This window comes from Occallatibacter sp. (assembly GCF_049582745.1).
Lineage (GTDB): Bacteria > Acidobacteriota > Terriglobia > Terriglobales > Acidobacteriaceae > Telmatobacter.
In genome coordinates, this window is sequence record NZ_JBAUUO010000087.1 from 46,956 (window position 1) to 61,571 (window position 14,616).

Genomic DNA, 14,616 nt, shown 5'->3' on the forward strand with positions numbered 1-14,616 from the left:
ATCGGAAGGGTTATTGTGCGGACGGTCCCGGCTGAATTGGCGGCTGCGGCGGTATGGGCGGATATCCATAGGCCGCGAAGTATCGACGGCGCTGCGAGGCGCGAATTTCGCGCACGACGAGGACGATAACCAGGCCCAGAATCAGCAGCGGAGTCCAAAAGACCCATATCGGCTGTGCGAAGCGCGTGCCTGTGACATTCGCCGAATCGGCAGCATGCAGGCCGCCGAACATGACGACCAGGTCGTTGCCGACCGTCACGTTCTCTGCCAGGTGCACGTTGCCGAAGAAATTCACCACATCGTGGCCGATCGCGGCATTATCTTCGGTGCGCACGGAGCCGAAGAAGACCACAACGTCGTGCCGGGACCGGTGCGCGATGTGTACGTTGCCGAAGAAGACCACGACGTCGTGATCGATGTCGCCTTTGGCGTTGACGCTGCAGAAGAAGCAGACCGCGTCGTGCACGGATTGGCCCTCGGGGACCACGATGTTGCTGCCAAACTGCACCGCGTCATTGTCGGCGCGCGCGGGGCTTGTGGAGAGTAGAAGTGCAGAGAACAGCAGCAGGGCAGAAAACAGGCGTTGAGGCATGGCGACCCTCACTCAGGAATTCTACGCGCTGGCCGGGAGAAAGGTTCCCGCAAGCCCAAGATAAATGGAGCGAATCAGTCTGGTTCGATTCCCGAAAAACCTGCAACTCAGGTGTGAAAAACCGCAAATTTAAGTAGGAGAGGGGTGGCGGATGGACCTTGCGGTCTACCGCGAAAGTGCTTGTAATCGCCAGATGCAAAACCTCGGGAACGTCTTACCGCATCCAATGTGGTCTAAGGCTTTGAGGAAGAGTCTTTCTCTCAGCCTGCAACGAACTGGCCACCCGTTGACCAAGCAAAGGCCGCCTGTGGTTCACAAACTGCAGGCCACGAAATGAGGACGATGCCGATATTGACGAAGCCGTGTAAGGGAAAACTTAGCGAACAGACGCGACAATTGCTGCGCACTCGTCAGGAAAGAGCTGATTGGGGGGTGTACTCCTGCGAGATCTGCGGTCAGAGCGTCGGGGTCTCCGAGGCAAATGGCGATTGGGTTCCCGAGCGACATTGGCCTTCCGTTGTCTACACACCCCGCAAACCCAGCGTGGGCCGCTACCTCGCAAAGACCATGGCTCCCGCCAAGCTTCGCGTATCGCGCCATTGAGCGAAGGAATGCCAATGGCGCAGCCGCCCCTGGAAGTTCAAACGCGTGCGACAAATGATGCGTTCGGAAAATTTGCCGCCTCTGCTTCAGGATGGCTGGGATCGAAGTGGGCGTTTGCGGGAGCGGGCATCGTCATCGTCATCTGGGCGGCCATTGGCCCAGTCTTCCACTTCTCCGATACCTGGCAACTGGTGATAAACACAGGCACAACGATCGTCACATTTCTCATGGTGTTTCTGATCCAGAACACACAGAACCGGGACGCTCGAGCGATTAACTTGAAACTCAATGAGCTTATTCGCGCCATCGATAAGGCTCGCGATCAGATGATCGACATCGAGAATTTGAGCGACCTTGAACTCGATAAGTTGAAGACAAAATACGAAAACATCAGAGCCGCATATATCAAGCGCCAGCCCGCCGGCAGCCCGCTTGAGCAAGATCCGGTCGGCGGTTCAGACACGGTTGCGAACGAGTGATCGGCCATCCTGCAATAACGCTGAAGGCGCCCTTCCAGGGCCGAGGATTTTCAGCTTTCGATCTGGTATGAATTATTTCGTAAATATGACATGCTCTGTCATGTATGGTTTGTCATCTTTGTTTTGTGCTCAGATTTGAGCCGGAGGAAAACCGATATGACAACCGCGATTGCAGAAGTGGGCGTGGAGACGGCGAACGACATCCTGAAGAACTGGCAGGGACACCGGCGGCTTACACGCAGGGTGATTGAAGCGTTTCCTGAAGACAAGCTTTTCGAATTCTCAGTTGGCGGCATGCGGCCGTTCTCGGAGTTGGCGTGGGAGTTTATCCGCATGGCAGTGCCGATTGCGGAAGGTGTCGCTACGGGGAAGTGGGCGGAGTTCGATCTATCGAAGGCGAAAGTGACCACGAAGGCTGACTTGTTGCGGATTTGGGATGAGCAGACAGCCAGGCTGGACGAAGTGTTTGCGCAGATTCCGCCGCATCGGTTCAACGAGGTGGACAAGGCATTTGGCCAGTGGGAAATGCGCGGCGTCGATATTATCCGCTACGGGATCGACAATGAGATTCACCATCGCGGCCAGGGGTATGTGTATCTGCGTGCGCTGGGAATTGAGCCGCCTCATTTCTGGGAGCGGTGAGCTGTCAGTGAGGACTTTTCCGGAGTGCGGGGCGAGTGGAGAGAGTGCTGAAAAGCAACTGCAGGTTCCTCCACTCCCCTTCGCTTTGCGAAGGGTCGGTCGGAATGACAACGCATTAAGCGAATTCTGAATCCCCTAAAACAAGAGAACTTTAGACCCTAGAATTCCACGCGCATGCCGAGCTGGATGCGGCGGGGCGGGCCGTCCGCAGTGACGTCGCCGAAAGTTGGCGAAGTTTCCACGGTGTCGATGCTCGAGGGGTTCTGGTGGTTCAGCAGGTTGAATGCGCCCGCGGACAGGCCCACGCGCGGAGCATCTTCGTCCTTGTTGGCGGTGATGGCGAAGTCGTGGCCCCAGCGCAGGTCCAGGTCCACATAAGATGGAGCGTTCTCAGTGTCGCGACCGACGTCGTCGGGCCGCGTGTTGAAGAGAGAATCCCCATAGAGATCGCTGCCGGTCGTGATGGTCCACGGCCGGCCGGTGTTGGCGAAGACGCCGGCGGCGATGTTGTAAACACTCTTGGGATTGACCATGGCGTACATGCCGAGCCGGTTGCGCCGGTCAAAGCTGGCGTTGGACCACTCGTCATTGGGGGCGAACTGATTCTGCGGGAACCAGCCGATGCCGCCGGTGTTGGACTCGAAGTGGGACCAGGTGTAGCGCCCGAAGCCGGTGAAGTGCTTGTTGACGCGGCCACGGAAGGACACGTCGAGGCCGTTGCCCTCCATGAACGCATAGGGCTGCATCTGGCGGATCATTCCGAAGTTGGGATCGGGGCGCACGGTGTAACCAGACTCCGAAGTCGGCGCGTTGATGTCGACGGAACGGAACTCGTGGATGCCGCGGGTCTGGTAGGCGCTGACGATGCCGGTGGCCTTCTCGCCGAGCTGGCGCTCGATGGAGAGTCCGTACTGGATCTGGTAGGGAATTGCCGCATTGGGAGCAAGCTGGGCCAGGTTTGCGGGCTGTTCGGTAACGGTGGTGCAGGAACTGACGGGCACGCATCCCGTCGCAGGTTCGTTGGCCGGGCTCAGAGAAATCTGCACAGAGCGACGCCGCGCATTCTCATAGCGCGCGAGGTCGAGCAGCGGTCCTGAGCCGAAGCGGTCGTAGTAGACTCCGCCGCCGCCGCGCACTACAGTCTTCGAATCCTGATCGAGCACCCATGCGAACGAGACACGGGGCGAGAAGCCGAGGCGTTTGCTTGCCAGGAAGTTCTGCCAGTCATAGCGCACGCCGGGCGTGATGGCGAAGCGCGCGTTGATCTTGAACTGGTCCTGTATGAATGTGCCCATCTCCTGCTGGTGGTAGATGAAGTGGACGTCGCCGGTGTTTTGCGAAAAACCCGAGGGTAGATTGTTGGCGTAGTTCTGGAGAGCCGACTGGGCGACGCTGCCATTCGCATTCAGCGTGGGGCCGAAGGTATAGGTGCCGAGTGCGTTGGTGTTGTCGTCGAAAGCGCGGCGGTTCATGTGTGGAACGCCGGCGCCGAGCTTGAAGGTGTGGCGGCCGTGGTTCCACGTAACCATGTCGAAGATGCGGAAGTTGTATTCAGTGCTGAGGTAATCACCCTGCGCAGAGCCGCCGATGAAGTCGCCGGCAACATTCACCTTCGGCGCGTCAAACGCGTTGGCGTGGGTATTGAAGTCGTGCTCGCCGACGACGGAAAACTGGTTGAGCAGCACGGCGGAGAGCGTCGAGTCGACGTGCACAACCGTATCGTCTTCATGGTACTTGCTGTTGTAACCGCTGTCGGCAAGCGACTGGCCGCCGACGCCCTGGTTCTGCCCGGTCCAGTTTTCGTAGCTGTACTGTGCATAGGCAGAGTACTTGTCGCCGAACTGGTGGGCAGCGCGGATGCTGAATTCGGTGTCGCGCGTGGGAGCGGCGACATTGGCCTGGAAGAGACCGCTTGGATCGGCGGTGGTGGGAAGAACTGTTGCATTGACGACGGAATCAAGGTCTTCTTCGGCGCGATTGAAGCTCAAGAGAAAGCTGCTCTTCTTTGCAAAGAAGATCGGGCCGGTCATGCTGCCCTCATACACGCGCCGCTGCTCGAAAGGCTTCGACGGGGCAAGTGCGTTCTGCGCATTCAGGGCGGAGTCGCGAAAGAGGAAATTGAACTGGCCGTGATATTTGTCGGCGGCGGACTTGGTGATGATCTCCATCTGCCCGCGGCCGGGCCAGTAATACTGCGCGGAATAGGGGTCCTGGTTGATGCGCACTTCCTGGACCGCCGAGGGGGACACGGTTACGCGGTTGGCCTCGACGCCATCGACCATCAAGCCGGACCCGCCCGTCGCCGACGCGCTGTCATCCAGAAAGGAACTCATCGCGGTGACATAGTCGTTGTCGAAGATTGGTAACGCTTTCAAATCGCTCGAAGACATCACCGAGGAATCGCGATTGTCTTCGGATGCCGTCAGATCTTCGTCGGTATCGCCGTTTACGCGGACATTGGTGGCGACTGAGGCGATGGGCAGCGTGATGTGGAGCGGCGCAGCCATGACGTGGGCTGCAGGGGCCGCGGCCGCAACCACGTTAGGCCGGACTGTGACCGGAAGGTGAACGGTCTCAAAGCCGGGCTCAGAGATGACCAGCGTGAAACTGCCGGAGTGAGGCGCGGCCATCAGAAAGTTTCCTATACCGTCTGACTTTGTGGTGCCGGCGATCGATCCATCGGTATCGACCAGGTCGACCTCGGCGTTGGGCACAATCGCACCTGTGGGGTCGGCGACCACTCCTTGAACGGTGGCGGCAGGTGCGGGCTTTGCATTGGAATTCGAAGAATTACCGGCAAGAATCGCGGCGGGCGACAGCAACAATACAACCAAAGCAAAAAAGCGAAGCATTCAAATCTCCAGCATTACCCAACATCGAGACCAGGAGGACTGGCTCGCACTGTGCTTGCAATCAGGCACCCCGGTCCGCGGCGGGAGACAGACACTCGTGGCCGGCGAATGTCAGGGGAGATATGGTTGATCCCCTGGATCTTCTCTGCGGAACGATCTTTGACTGCGCTCTAACTCCATGCAGCTTACGCACTTGCAGTCTTGTGTGAGGCGCCCTTATGATTCAATTCTCGCAGGACTCAGGGCGGCTGTCCAGTCTGCGGGTGAATCGACGAGCACATCGGGGGGGATGGCTTCGAGGCTTCCCGGAGCGAGGCCGAAGGTGCAGCCAATGACCCAGGCGCCTGCGTTGCGGGCGGTGAGCACATCCACCTGGCTGTCGCCGATCATCACGGTCTGCTCGGGCGTGGCGCCTGCATCCTTCATCAGCGAAAGCAGCCCCTCGGGGTCGGGCTTTTTGGTTGCGAAACTGTTGCCGCCATAGATGCGCAGAAAGTAGGGGGCGAGTCCCAGCGCTTCGCAGATGGCCTGCGCGGGACGCACGGGCTTGTTGGTAAGCACGGCCATGGCGCGCGCCGGCACGTCAAGTTGGTCGTGGACCTGGTGCAGGGCGCTGAGTGCTTCAAGTACGCCATCGTAGGCGTAGGTGTAGTCGAGCTTGTGCTCGCGATAGTAGTCGAGGAAAAATTTGTACGCTTCGGCGAGAAGCTCATCGCCCGGTTCGCGGCCGTCATCGGTGGCGAAGGCACGGCGCACAAGCATGAGGGCGCCGTTGCCGATGTATCCGGCGATGATTTCGTCGGAGAGCTTCGGCCGGCCGAAATTTTCCAATGTGGCGTTGACGCTGTTGCAGAGATCCTGGGCCGAATCGATGAGCGTGCCGTCAAGGTCGAATACCAGTAGCTTGAGGCGGTCGACAGGCACAGGACGGAAAACCCGAATCATGTTTCCAGTGTAATGGGACCAGCAGACGAAAGACGCCGCCAGTCCCATGGTTCGCACTACTCGCGGAAAAAAGTAATTGCGGTTCGAGCCGTCAAATCTGCCGCATTTCAGGCAACATTTCTTGAAAGCTCCTCCCGGATCCGCAGGGGCACAAATCGTTCCGGCCAAGTTTTTCGCGCAACTCTTTTTCACCCCGAACAATTCGGAGTCCACGTTTTACGTTTGTCTCGGAAGGATAGCCTTTACGGCGCTTACTGCTGCGCTCGAAAGCAGGAGAGTTCTTCAAAGTCGTCGATAATCATATGTTTTCTCCTGTGTTGGGATGGTTCGATATTAGCAGAACCTGAAGTCGGGTGAGGCGCTCAATGGTTCGCTCTGCGTGGCCATTCAACGATAGAGCCGCCCATCAATCTCCACGCACGGGCACCACAGGCAGAACCGCACCGCCCGGCGTGGCGCAAAGCCGCTGTAATCCGGTTGTAGCCAGAGGTGCATTCCCAGACGGCACATCAACGCCCGCAACGCGCCCGACTCGTGCTCGCGATGGGGCCACATTTGCTGGAGACTCCGGGCCAACTGCGCCTCTTCCGGATGTGGGTTTTCTCCTTGCATTGGCAGAACCCTCATTTGTATGGACACCGCGCGCTCCCAAAATGTTCTCCGCAGTGCGAAAATGCAACTTCATGCCAATGAAGGGAAACAGATCGATGAAATTCAGATTCACTCGCCTCTCGCTGCTGCTGATGCTCGCGGTTCCCATCGTAGTCGCACAGGAGCCGCACACGGCACCCGTCGCGCGCAGCGAAAGCATCCCGAACCTTGGCCCACTGCTCGACAAGGTGAATGCGGTGAAGTCGGAATTGCGGCAATACCACGCATGCACCTGCACGTGCGGTTGTTATGCGAAGGATCTGGATCTTGAGGCGGACCGTGCAGTTGCTTTCCTCGAAGCGCGCGCGCATCGCTGTGACAACGATAAATTGGCTCTTGTTCTGGATATCGATGAGACGACATTGTCGAATTGGGAGGAGATGTCAGGTGCGAACTTCGAGTACGACAGCAAGGCCTTCAATGCATGGGTCGAGTCGGCGCAGGCACCGGCCATTCCAGGTACGCTGCGCATCTACAACGAAGCGCAACGACTGGGCGTGAGGGTATTTTTTCTTACGGGACGACCGGAGGTGCAGCGCACATCGACGGAGACCAATCTGCGGCTGCGGGGATTCGGCACGTGGCAGCAACTCATCATGCGCAAGCCGGAGCAGGCGAAGATGAACGCGCTTGCGTACAAATCGGCGGAGCGCGCAAAGATTGCGGCGGCAGGATATCGGATCATCCTCAACGTCGGCGACCAGTGGAGCGATCTGCGGGGCAATCCCGAGGCGGAATTCTCAGTGAAATATCCTGACCCGTTTTACTTCATCAAGTAACGGGAGGGCAGGATCAGGAATTGGGGGAGGGGAAAAAGGCAGGCGAGGCCTCCCAGGAGGTTGAGCAATGTCATCGCGGTCTGATGGCAGAACTCCGAAGCCTCGCCTGAGGAACGAACTTGTTGGTCAAACTGCTGCCCGTTGCGCGGCCCAACCCAGCCACCCAGACCCGGCCGCAACAACATTTACAAATCAATGAACGCGAACGTCGCCTGAACCGGTTTCGATGCGCACGGTCGGTCCGCCGCCATGCACCTTGCCAACGATGTGGTGCTTGTCAAACGATCCCTGCACAGCCATTTCCTGATCGGTGTGTACGGAGCCGGAGCCCGTCGAAGCATCGAGTGTGAAGCCGGCATCGCCAGCCCAGAATTCAACGCTGCCAGAGCCGGTTTCGAGCTTCCAATCGGAAGTCGGTGTGCCCGCGACCTTAATGTTGCCCGATCCGGTGCCAGCGCGGAGGCTTCCATGCAGGTTTTTCAATTCGACGGTGCCGGAGCCAGTCTGCGCCTTCACGTCGCCCTGGCCGGTCTGCTCGGCGTAGATGTTGCCGGAACCTGTATTGGCGATGAAACCGCCCTGCAGGCCAGTGGCATGAATGCCGCCTGAGCCGGTTCCGAGCTTTGCATTTTCGCCAACGCCATCGTCGTTAATGTCGCCGGAGCCTGAGTTGGCCTCGAGAAAGGAATTCGCCGGCGCTTCAATATCGTAGTCGATGCTGATGTTGTGGTAGTTCTCGTGGCGCTGGCCGATGCGAATGATATTTCCGGTCTGCTCGACAGGTGGATTATTCGCAATCTCCTGCACCTTAGCTTCGTTGGCGCCCCAGTTGGACTTCACATGGCCGACGATGTGGACCCGGTCGCCGGAGCCGTGCGTGATGTGGATATGTCCGGAGCCTGTTGAGACCGCCAACTCCACGTGCCCATTGACGGTGAGGTTGCGCTCGAAGGTCGCTTCGTTGGCTAGCGCCGGAACAGCGGCGAGAGCCAGAATGGCTGCTGCAAATGCAAATCGCTTCATCATGTTCCTCGATTCACTTCTGGTTCTGTGGTCAGAGCACTGGATTCTGATTCAGCTCACCTGTTCCCGATTTGTGGCCTCTGACCTTGCTTCGTTCATCGTTGCCGTTGGTTGATGGGGGAGGGAAATAAACTCCACGTCGTAGGGATGAGCATGCGCGTTGCCAAAAGCACAGTCCGCTGCAACTTCACTGGTTTGAGTGCGCCCGGCTTTGGAGGAGAGGTAGACAACCGCGCGTCGAGTGTCCGTTTGCGAACACTGTTGTGCGGCACTGAACAATCTGCCCACGGTGCGTGAGCGACCCGAATGAGACCGATCTTTCGCACATATTCTCCCTTGAGTTGCGCTGCTACAGGGATGACGTTTGGAATCGCACCGTTGTTAACAAGAAATCGTTAACTCAAAACATCGAACTCCTAACTCACAACTGCTTTATTGCTGCAGTACGACCTGGTCGCCCTCTTTGAGGCCCTTGACGATCTCAGTCTGCGAGCCGTTGGAGAGGCCGACGGCCACGGCGACTTTGCGCGTGCCGTCTTTCTGATTCTTGTCGGGAACCTGCACGAAAGAATTCTTCTGCGCGTCGTAGCTCACAGCGTTTTCAGGAACCATGAGCACACCTTTGTGCTCGTCGAGCATGATCTCGGCGTTGGCGGTCATGTTGGCTTTGAGTTCGCCGCCGGGATTGTCGATGCTTACGCGCACTTCGAAGGTAGTGACGTTATCCTTTTCAACACCGAGCGGAGCGATCTTGGTGACCTTGCCGTTAAAGACGCGGTCGCGAAAGCTCTCGACCTTGATGCGCGCGGGCTGTCCCATGTAGACGTGCGCGATATCAGATTCATCCACCTTGCCCTGGACGTAGACCTGATTCACATCGCCTTCGGTCATCACAAGGGTGGCTGTCGAACCGAGCACGAGGATGGAACTGACGGCGTCGCCCATCTCCACATCGCGCGACAGGATTTCGCCATCCATGGGAGCCACGATCGTGGTGTAGCTTAACTGCTCTTCAAGCTGCTTTAGGCTAGCCTGACTTTGGGCCACCTGCGCCTTTGCCTGTTTCAGCTTGGCAGTGTCGACGCCAATTTGTGCCTTGGCTGAATCGCGGCGGGTTAGGGCGGCGAGGTAGTCCTTGTTCGCATCATCCAGCGCCTGCCGGCTCACAATGCCTTCTTTCGACAGCTGTTGATTGCGGTCGAGGGTGGCCTTGTACATGGGCAGATCGGGGGCGGAGGCATTCACCTTGTCCTGTACGATGTTCGCTTCAAATGTGGCGACGTTTGCCTCTGCCCCGGCAAGCTGCGCCCGCTGTGCTTCCACCTGGGCTTCAATTTCCTGCTGATCGAGCTGCGCCAGCGGCTGCCCTTTGCGAACCTTGTTATTGATGTCTGCGTAGAGTTTGGTGACGATGCCGGATGCCTTGCTTTTGACTTCCACCTTGGTGATGGGCTGAATTTTCCCGGTCGCGACTACGGACCGCAATACGTCACCGCGCTGCACTTTGGCGATGCGGTTGGGATCGATACTCGTCGACCGCACCAAACGTGCCGCCCCAACGCCAATCACCACAATTACCAGCAGCGCAACCGAACCAATCCAGATCCAGATTTTTTTGCTTTTCCGCGAAGCCATGGAGCACCCCCAACATCAACCTGGAGCCTCTCGCTCCCCGAATATGAAAACCAAATGAATGAGCCGAACGCCCGCTGAAGAATGGAAACTCCGCAACCGGTACCAGCAATTTCAATTCCAAAATAAAGAACGAAGCAGAGTCGGCACCCGTTTCAGTCGCTCTACCGGCTGTAATCGGATACGCACTTCGCGCCCGGTTAGTTCCAGACATGGCTATGACTCGGCCGATCCGGTATTAGTGAGCGGCCAATCGAGCATCATGTTGGGCAGGCGCGGTGCGAATGCTATCCTCACAACCGAGATGCACGGTTTGCCGCTTCTCCAGGTTGTCGCTGTCGCCATGCTGATTCTGGCCAATGCCTTCTTTGTGGCCGCCGAATTCGCCATGGTGAGCACACGCGACACGCGCATCGAACAGCTCTTAGCCGCCAAGGTGCCGGGCGCGCGGGCGGTTCGGCGCCTGCAGCACGAACTCGAGTACTTTTTGCCGGCTGTTCAGCTCGGCGTAACGCTGTGTTCGCTGGCCATTGGCTGGATCGGCGAGCCGCTGGCCGCGGGCGTCGTTCTGGGATGGATAGACCTGCTGCCGCAGCCGCCCACCCACGCGGAGATTTATGCGCATGCGGCCTCCATTGCGGCCGTTGCCATCGGCTTTGCCCTCATCACGTACTTTCATGTGACGATCGGCGAACTTGTTCCCAAATCTCTTGCGCTGCGCCGTGCCGAAGCGCTTGCGGTCGCCGTTGCGCCGCCGATGCTGATCTTCATGCGGATGGCGCGGCCCGCGGTGCGCCTGCTGAAGGGCTCGGCTGCTGTCATTCTTCGCGGCTTCGATATTCCGATCACGGAACGCGCCGCCGTCCACTCGCCCGAGGAACTGAAACTGATCACCACGGCGGCGCGACGCCTCGGGCTGCTGCCGCGCTTTCAGGAAACGCTGATTCATCGGGCCATTGAGCTGGACGATGTGCCAGTGCGGGAGATCATGACGCCGCGTCAGCGCATCTTTTCACTGCCATCGAACATGCCGATTGAAGAGGCCAGCGCGCAGGTGATCGAGCACATGAACTCTCGTGTTCCGGTATACGACGAGACGCGGGGGCCAGAGCACATTATCGGCGTCGTCTACTCGAAGGATCTTTCCCGGCTGATGTTCTTCCGGCCCAAATCGCAGCAGCGCACGGCAGCACAGCAGAGCCCGATTGATGCGACCGCCTCACGTCCTGCGAATCCGCAACTTGGCCTGCCATTCATGGAACTGCGGCTGCGGCAGGTAATGCGCGAGGTGCTGGTAGTGCCGGAAACGAAGTCGGCGCTGGCGCTGCTGCGCGAGTTTCAAAAGCGACGGCGACAGATGGCGATTGTTGTCGACGAGTATGGATCGATCGTAGGTCTCGTCACTGCGGAAGACGCCATCGAGCAGCTTACCGGAGAGCTGGAAGACGAGTTCGACGATCCTGCGCGCCCGGTGCTTGCCAACGCGCAGGGAACTCTGGTGCTGGAGGGAAGCGCAAACCTGCGCGACCTGGAGACACAGATGCAATGGAGCCTGCCGCGCGATGGGGGCGTGGAGACCATCGCGGGATTCATGCTGACGCGGCTTGGGCACATTCCCAAGGCGGGCGAGAGCGTGGAATATGATGGACGGCGGCTTACAGTGGCCGAGATGGAAGGGCGCCGCATCGCGAAGATACGCGTCGATTCCATCGAGCCGGCTGGCGAGGCGGAGAGCATCACTGCGGCCGACTCCCGCAATTCGGCTTCATCCTGAATCGAAGTTGTGACCCTGAATCGACCGGAGCGGAATGTGGCGCCTGCGAGTCTCGATCTGCCTCGATTGGATTGTCCGCGGTGAATTGCACTGATTCGGGTGCGTATTTCTGTTGAATTCTCGACTGTAACCTATTGTGAGTAAAAGCTCTATGCAGTTGTGAGTAAAAGCTCTATGCATAGTTGAGCGAAGAAAAGCAGAATCTACATAGAGATGCGGGGTGTCCCTGTTCGTTCCCGTGAGAAGTGGGGGTACCGGAGCCACGCTGATTTCGCCTGGTCATGGATAAAGGGTAGCGAATTGAGAGAAATAGACTGCAAAGCTTCGGTTATTTGCGGCTTGTTTTCAGTGGTTTAGCGGCAGTTGAGGGGCGGAGCGGCTTGCCATGGGCGAAGAGGGGGCTGGAAGCAAGTCTCCGAAGGAACGCGAAAGTCCATGCGGTATATGTTACTTACGTTACAGGAGTAATTCGGACTGGAGTTACTTATCACTTGTTTGGTAACACCAAGGTGCTACACAATGCCACCAAGGGTTGACTATGAGACAAGAAACCTATCGATTCGCACTTGACCAGGCGACTGCGGAACTCAACGGCATTGTTACGCAGTTTGAGTTATTGAAAGCCAAGAAGGAACAGATCGAGAAGATTGTTGAGGCTCTCCGGCCTTTCATCGGTCTGCAGTCCGAGACCCCAACCGTTGAGGCGAGCCCATCGTTCTTTGCACCCGAGTTCGCCCCCGCGCCCGTGGTTGAACAGACAGTTTCTGAAGAACCAATCGAATTCACCTTCATGAAGATCACGGGACCGGGAATGGAGGCTGAGAAGCCGGAACCGGCTCGCGTGGAAGCGCACGAGGAAGAGACGGACCAGGTTCTCGAGCCGGTGCATGCACTGGACGAGGCGACGCCGGAGCAGGTTGCATATTTCCGGCAGCCCACCGCTGATCCGTTCCAGCGACGCATCGACGACGCATTGTGGGGGTGGCAGCAGCGGCCGGAGGGGCTTCTGTCGCCTATATAGCAATAGCAGCATCGGGCCAATCGTGAAGAAGTAGTCAAAGGAAGGGCCATAAAATGCGGACCGTTCCGCCGAAATGGAAGCGGAAATGGTCAACCCAGACAGGCGCTCCCCGCCAATAGCGGAGAGCGCCTGGCCGCGTCTATATGTTTCATTTTGTTGGAGATGGTACTAACATGATAGTTGCAGAAGGAATATCTTGCGGGCTTCGGGAATCATGCTAAATTCGCCAATGTGGAGATCGATATGAAGCCCAATCAAGGTGAAGTCTACCGGGTTGCGTTTGACTCGGCGAACTCGGAATTGAATGACATCCTGGGTACGTTCGAGGAACTCAGGGCGCGCAAAGATCGGATTGAGAAGGTCGTGATGGCTCTCAAGCCGCTGCTCGGAGCCGAAGAGGCCGCCGCTGCCGCCGCCGCGGTGCAGAGCGCTTCCGATGCCGCTAACGAGGCCGCCCAAGCGCTAGAAGAAGTTCCGACGTATCAGTACCAGGGTTCGAACGGCGCCTCATCGGATCCGTTTGCGCGTCGACTCGACAGCGCCCTTGGACACGGAGTGGGACGGAAGTTCAGCCGGCAGTTATAGAGCCGGCAACAGAACAGGCTCAACGACGGGAGGTGCGCTGCACCTCCCTGGCGTTGAGCTTTTTTGTGCCTCCTGGGAGTCGTTTGGTTGCAAGGGCGGATCTGGGCTCGTTGTTTCCCGCTCAAGACGCGATATCACCCTCCCGACTCACCCGCCCAGAGGGCACCAGGGTACCCGGCTCTCGACCGAAACCCCGGGAAACTACGTCATGACTGAGATCACACGGCGTCGTGGTTGGGCAATCCCAACTCTTGAGTCCGGCGCGGAGACGCAGTAACTCTTACTATTGACTCTTACTTTTCGTCCTTCTATGCGTGCTAGACTACGCGCCGGGGAGAAGGCATGAAACCGCAAGGACACGTTGAAATCTATCGTGTAGCGTATGACGCCGCGAATGCAGAATTGATCGAGATCAGTGCGGAGTTTGAGCGGCTCCGCGTTCGCAAAGAACACATCGAGAAGCTCGTTCAAGTTTTGCAGCCGATCGTTGCCGAAGGGGAAGAACCAGCCGAACATGCTTCAGTTGCGGCGTCGGCTGCGCAGACGGAAAGCGCAGGGGAAGGGTCCGTCGAGGCGCGTGGCGGGCTGGAAGCGGTTCCTGCGGATCCATTTCAGCGCCGCATCGATCACGTATTGGGAATCGGCGGGGGTATCCGCGACGTGAGAAAGTACAGCCGGCAGTTCTAGGATTTTTCCGCGGCAGAACCGAGGAGAGCGGGCGCGATCGCGCGTAATTCCTGCGCAATCAGCAGCCTTTTGCTCTCCTTTTCTGCTTGAGCGGAATTGCGGGTTGGCAAAGTGCATCCGTCGCGCGGAGTGGCGCGAGCCAGGAGGTTGGCCTGATTCTGCATCTAAGGTCAACAGGTGGATCTAACCTAAGTTTGTTCCTGGATACCGGAATCTTGGTTTTCCGATAAGCTTCTGCGTGGCTTCCATGTCTAATGAATCGGTGGCTCAGCCGCCGGGATCCCCGCCGGCCCATTACTAAACTAAGATTTTGAAATGGCCAAGACGAAAGCGCTTGGCGTTTTTCGGAAG

General features: G+C 58.1%; 13 protein-coding genes. 7 read left to right on the top strand and 6 right to left on the bottom strand.

Going from position 1 to position 14,616, the window contains the following annotated elements; all coding sequences use genetic code 11:
• Window positions 1-10: 10 nt before the first annotated feature.
• Complete coding sequence (locus WCA10_RS14235) at window positions 11-592, bottom strand: hypothetical protein (protein WP_472823195.1); 582 nt, start codon at window positions 590-592, stop codon at window positions 11-13.
• A 617-nt stretch (window positions 593-1,209) separates the two neighbouring features.
• Here WCA10_RS14235 and WCA10_RS14240 point away from each other — a divergent pair.
• Window positions 1,210-1,674, top strand: a complete 465-nt coding sequence (locus WCA10_RS14240) for a low affinity iron permease family protein (RefSeq protein WP_472823196.1) — start codon at window positions 1,210-1,212, stop codon at window positions 1,672-1,674.
• A 156-nt stretch (window positions 1,675-1,830) separates the two neighbouring features.
• Window positions 1,831-2,316 (top strand): DinB family protein, encoded by a 486-nt coding sequence (locus tag WCA10_RS14245; protein ID WP_472823197.1) that lies wholly within the window; start codon window positions 1,831-1,833, stop codon window positions 2,314-2,316.
• A gap of 158 nt (window positions 2,317-2,474) precedes the next feature.
• Here the strand turns inward: WCA10_RS14245 and WCA10_RS14250 are convergent, their stop codons facing one another.
• The 3 genes from WCA10_RS14250 to WCA10_RS14260 all read right to left on the bottom strand — a co-directional run bounded on the left by WCA10_RS14250 (window position 2,475) and on the right by WCA10_RS14260 (window position 6,399).
• Window positions 2,475-5,168: a TonB-dependent receptor gene (locus tag WCA10_RS14250; protein WP_472823198.1), complete on the bottom strand. Its 2,694-nt coding sequence runs from the start codon at window positions 5,166-5,168 to the stop codon at window positions 2,475-2,477.
• A gap of 216 nt (window positions 5,169-5,384) precedes the next feature.
• Window positions 5,385-6,113, bottom strand: a complete 729-nt coding sequence (locus tag WCA10_RS14255; protein WP_472823199.1) for an HAD-IA family hydrolase — start codon at window positions 6,111-6,113, stop codon at window positions 5,385-5,387.
• Window positions 6,114-6,204: 91 nt separating this feature from the next.
• A complete protein-coding gene (locus WCA10_RS14260; RefSeq protein WP_472823200.1) occupies window positions 6,205-6,399 on the bottom strand; it encodes an SEC-C metal-binding domain-containing protein in 195 nt (64 codons plus the stop codon).
• A 421-nt stretch (window positions 6,400-6,820) separates the two neighbouring features.
• Here WCA10_RS14260 and WCA10_RS14265 point away from each other — a divergent pair, with 421 nt between their 5' ends.
• Window positions 6,821-7,543 carry an HAD family acid phosphatase gene (locus WCA10_RS14265; RefSeq protein ID WP_472823201.1) on the top strand — a complete coding sequence of 241 codons (723 nt, stop codon included), beginning with the start codon at window positions 6,821-6,823 and terminating at the stop codon, window positions 7,541-7,543.
• Between the two features lie 192 nt (window positions 7,544-7,735).
• Here WCA10_RS14265 and WCA10_RS14270 read toward each other — a convergent pair whose 3' ends face one another.
• Together WCA10_RS14270 and WCA10_RS14275 are read right to left on the bottom strand one after the other, a co-directional pair.
• Complete coding sequence (locus WCA10_RS14270) at window positions 7,736-8,569, bottom strand: DUF4097 family beta strand repeat-containing protein (RefSeq protein ID WP_472823202.1); 834 nt, start codon at window positions 8,567-8,569, stop codon at window positions 7,736-7,738.
• A gap of 429 nt (window positions 8,570-8,998) precedes the next feature.
• Window positions 8,999-10,201, bottom strand: a complete 1,203-nt coding sequence (locus WCA10_RS14275; RefSeq protein WP_472823203.1) for an efflux RND transporter periplasmic adaptor subunit — start codon at window positions 10,199-10,201, stop codon at window positions 8,999-9,001.
• A gap of 259 nt (window positions 10,202-10,460) precedes the next feature.
• On the opposite strand from WCA10_RS14275, the gene WCA10_RS14280 reads away from it, so the two are divergent.
• The 4 genes from WCA10_RS14280 (at window position 10,461) to WCA10_RS14295 (ending at window position 14,265) form a co-directional block, all read left to right on the top strand.
• Window positions 10,461-11,972, top strand: a complete 1,512-nt coding sequence (locus WCA10_RS14280) for a hemolysin family protein (protein WP_472823204.1) — start codon at window positions 10,461-10,463, stop codon at window positions 11,970-11,972.
• A 538-nt stretch (window positions 11,973-12,510) separates the two neighbouring features.
• Complete coding sequence (locus WCA10_RS14285) at window positions 12,511-12,993, top strand: hypothetical protein (RefSeq protein ID WP_472823205.1); 483 nt, start codon at window positions 12,511-12,513, stop codon at window positions 12,991-12,993.
• A 243-nt stretch (window positions 12,994-13,236) separates the two neighbouring features.
• On the top strand, window positions 13,237-13,578 hold the full coding sequence (locus WCA10_RS14290) for a hypothetical protein (RefSeq protein ID WP_472823206.1): 342 nt from the start codon (window positions 13,237-13,239) through the stop codon (window positions 13,576-13,578).
• A gap of 342 nt (window positions 13,579-13,920) precedes the next feature.
• Window positions 13,921-14,265, top strand: a complete 345-nt coding sequence (locus WCA10_RS14295) for a hypothetical protein (RefSeq protein ID WP_472823207.1) — start codon at window positions 13,921-13,923, stop codon at window positions 14,263-14,265.
• The last annotated feature ends 351 nt before the right edge of the window (window positions 14,266-14,616 follow it).

What these genes read in the sequence shown, in the direction of transcription:
- WCA10_RS14235 (WP_472823195.1), bottom strand. Translation starts at nt 592, where the DNA reads ATGCCTCAACGCCTGTTTTCTGCCCTGCTGCTGTTCTCTGCACTTCTA.
- WCA10_RS14240 (WP_472823196.1), top strand. Translation starts at nt 1,210, where the DNA reads ATGGCGCAGCCGCCCCTGGAAGTTCAAACGCGTGCGACAAATGATGCG.
- WCA10_RS14245 (WP_472823197.1), top strand. Translation starts at nt 1,831, where the DNA reads ATGACAACCGCGATTGCAGAAGTGGGCGTGGAGACGGCGAACGACATC.
- WCA10_RS14250 (WP_472823198.1), bottom strand. Translation starts at nt 5,168, where the DNA reads ATGCTTCGCTTTTTTGCTTTGGTTGTATTGTTGCTGTCGCCCGCCGCG.
- WCA10_RS14255 (WP_472823199.1), bottom strand. Translation starts at nt 6,113, where the DNA reads ATGATTCGGGTTTTCCGTCCTGTGCCTGTCGACCGCCTCAAGCTACTG.
- WCA10_RS14265 (WP_472823201.1), top strand. Translation starts at nt 6,821, where the DNA reads ATGAAATTCAGATTCACTCGCCTCTCGCTGCTGCTGATGCTCGCGGTT.
- WCA10_RS14270 (WP_472823202.1), bottom strand. Translation starts at nt 8,569, where the DNA reads ATGATGAAGCGATTTGCATTTGCAGCAGCCATTCTGGCTCTCGCCGCT.
- WCA10_RS14275 (WP_472823203.1), bottom strand. Translation starts at nt 10,201, where the DNA reads ATGGCTTCGCGGAAAAGCAAAAAAATCTGGATCTGGATTGGTTCGGTT.
- WCA10_RS14280 (WP_472823204.1), top strand. Translation starts at nt 10,461, where the DNA reads ATGTTGGGCAGGCGCGGTGCGAATGCTATCCTCACAACCGAGATGCAC.
- WCA10_RS14285 (WP_472823205.1), top strand. Translation starts at nt 12,511, where the DNA reads ATGAGACAAGAAACCTATCGATTCGCACTTGACCAGGCGACTGCGGAA.
- WCA10_RS14290 (WP_472823206.1), top strand. Translation starts at nt 13,237, where the DNA reads ATGAAGCCCAATCAAGGTGAAGTCTACCGGGTTGCGTTTGACTCGGCG.
- WCA10_RS14295 (WP_472823207.1), top strand. Translation starts at nt 13,921, where the DNA reads ATGAAACCGCAAGGACACGTTGAAATCTATCGTGTAGCGTATGACGCC.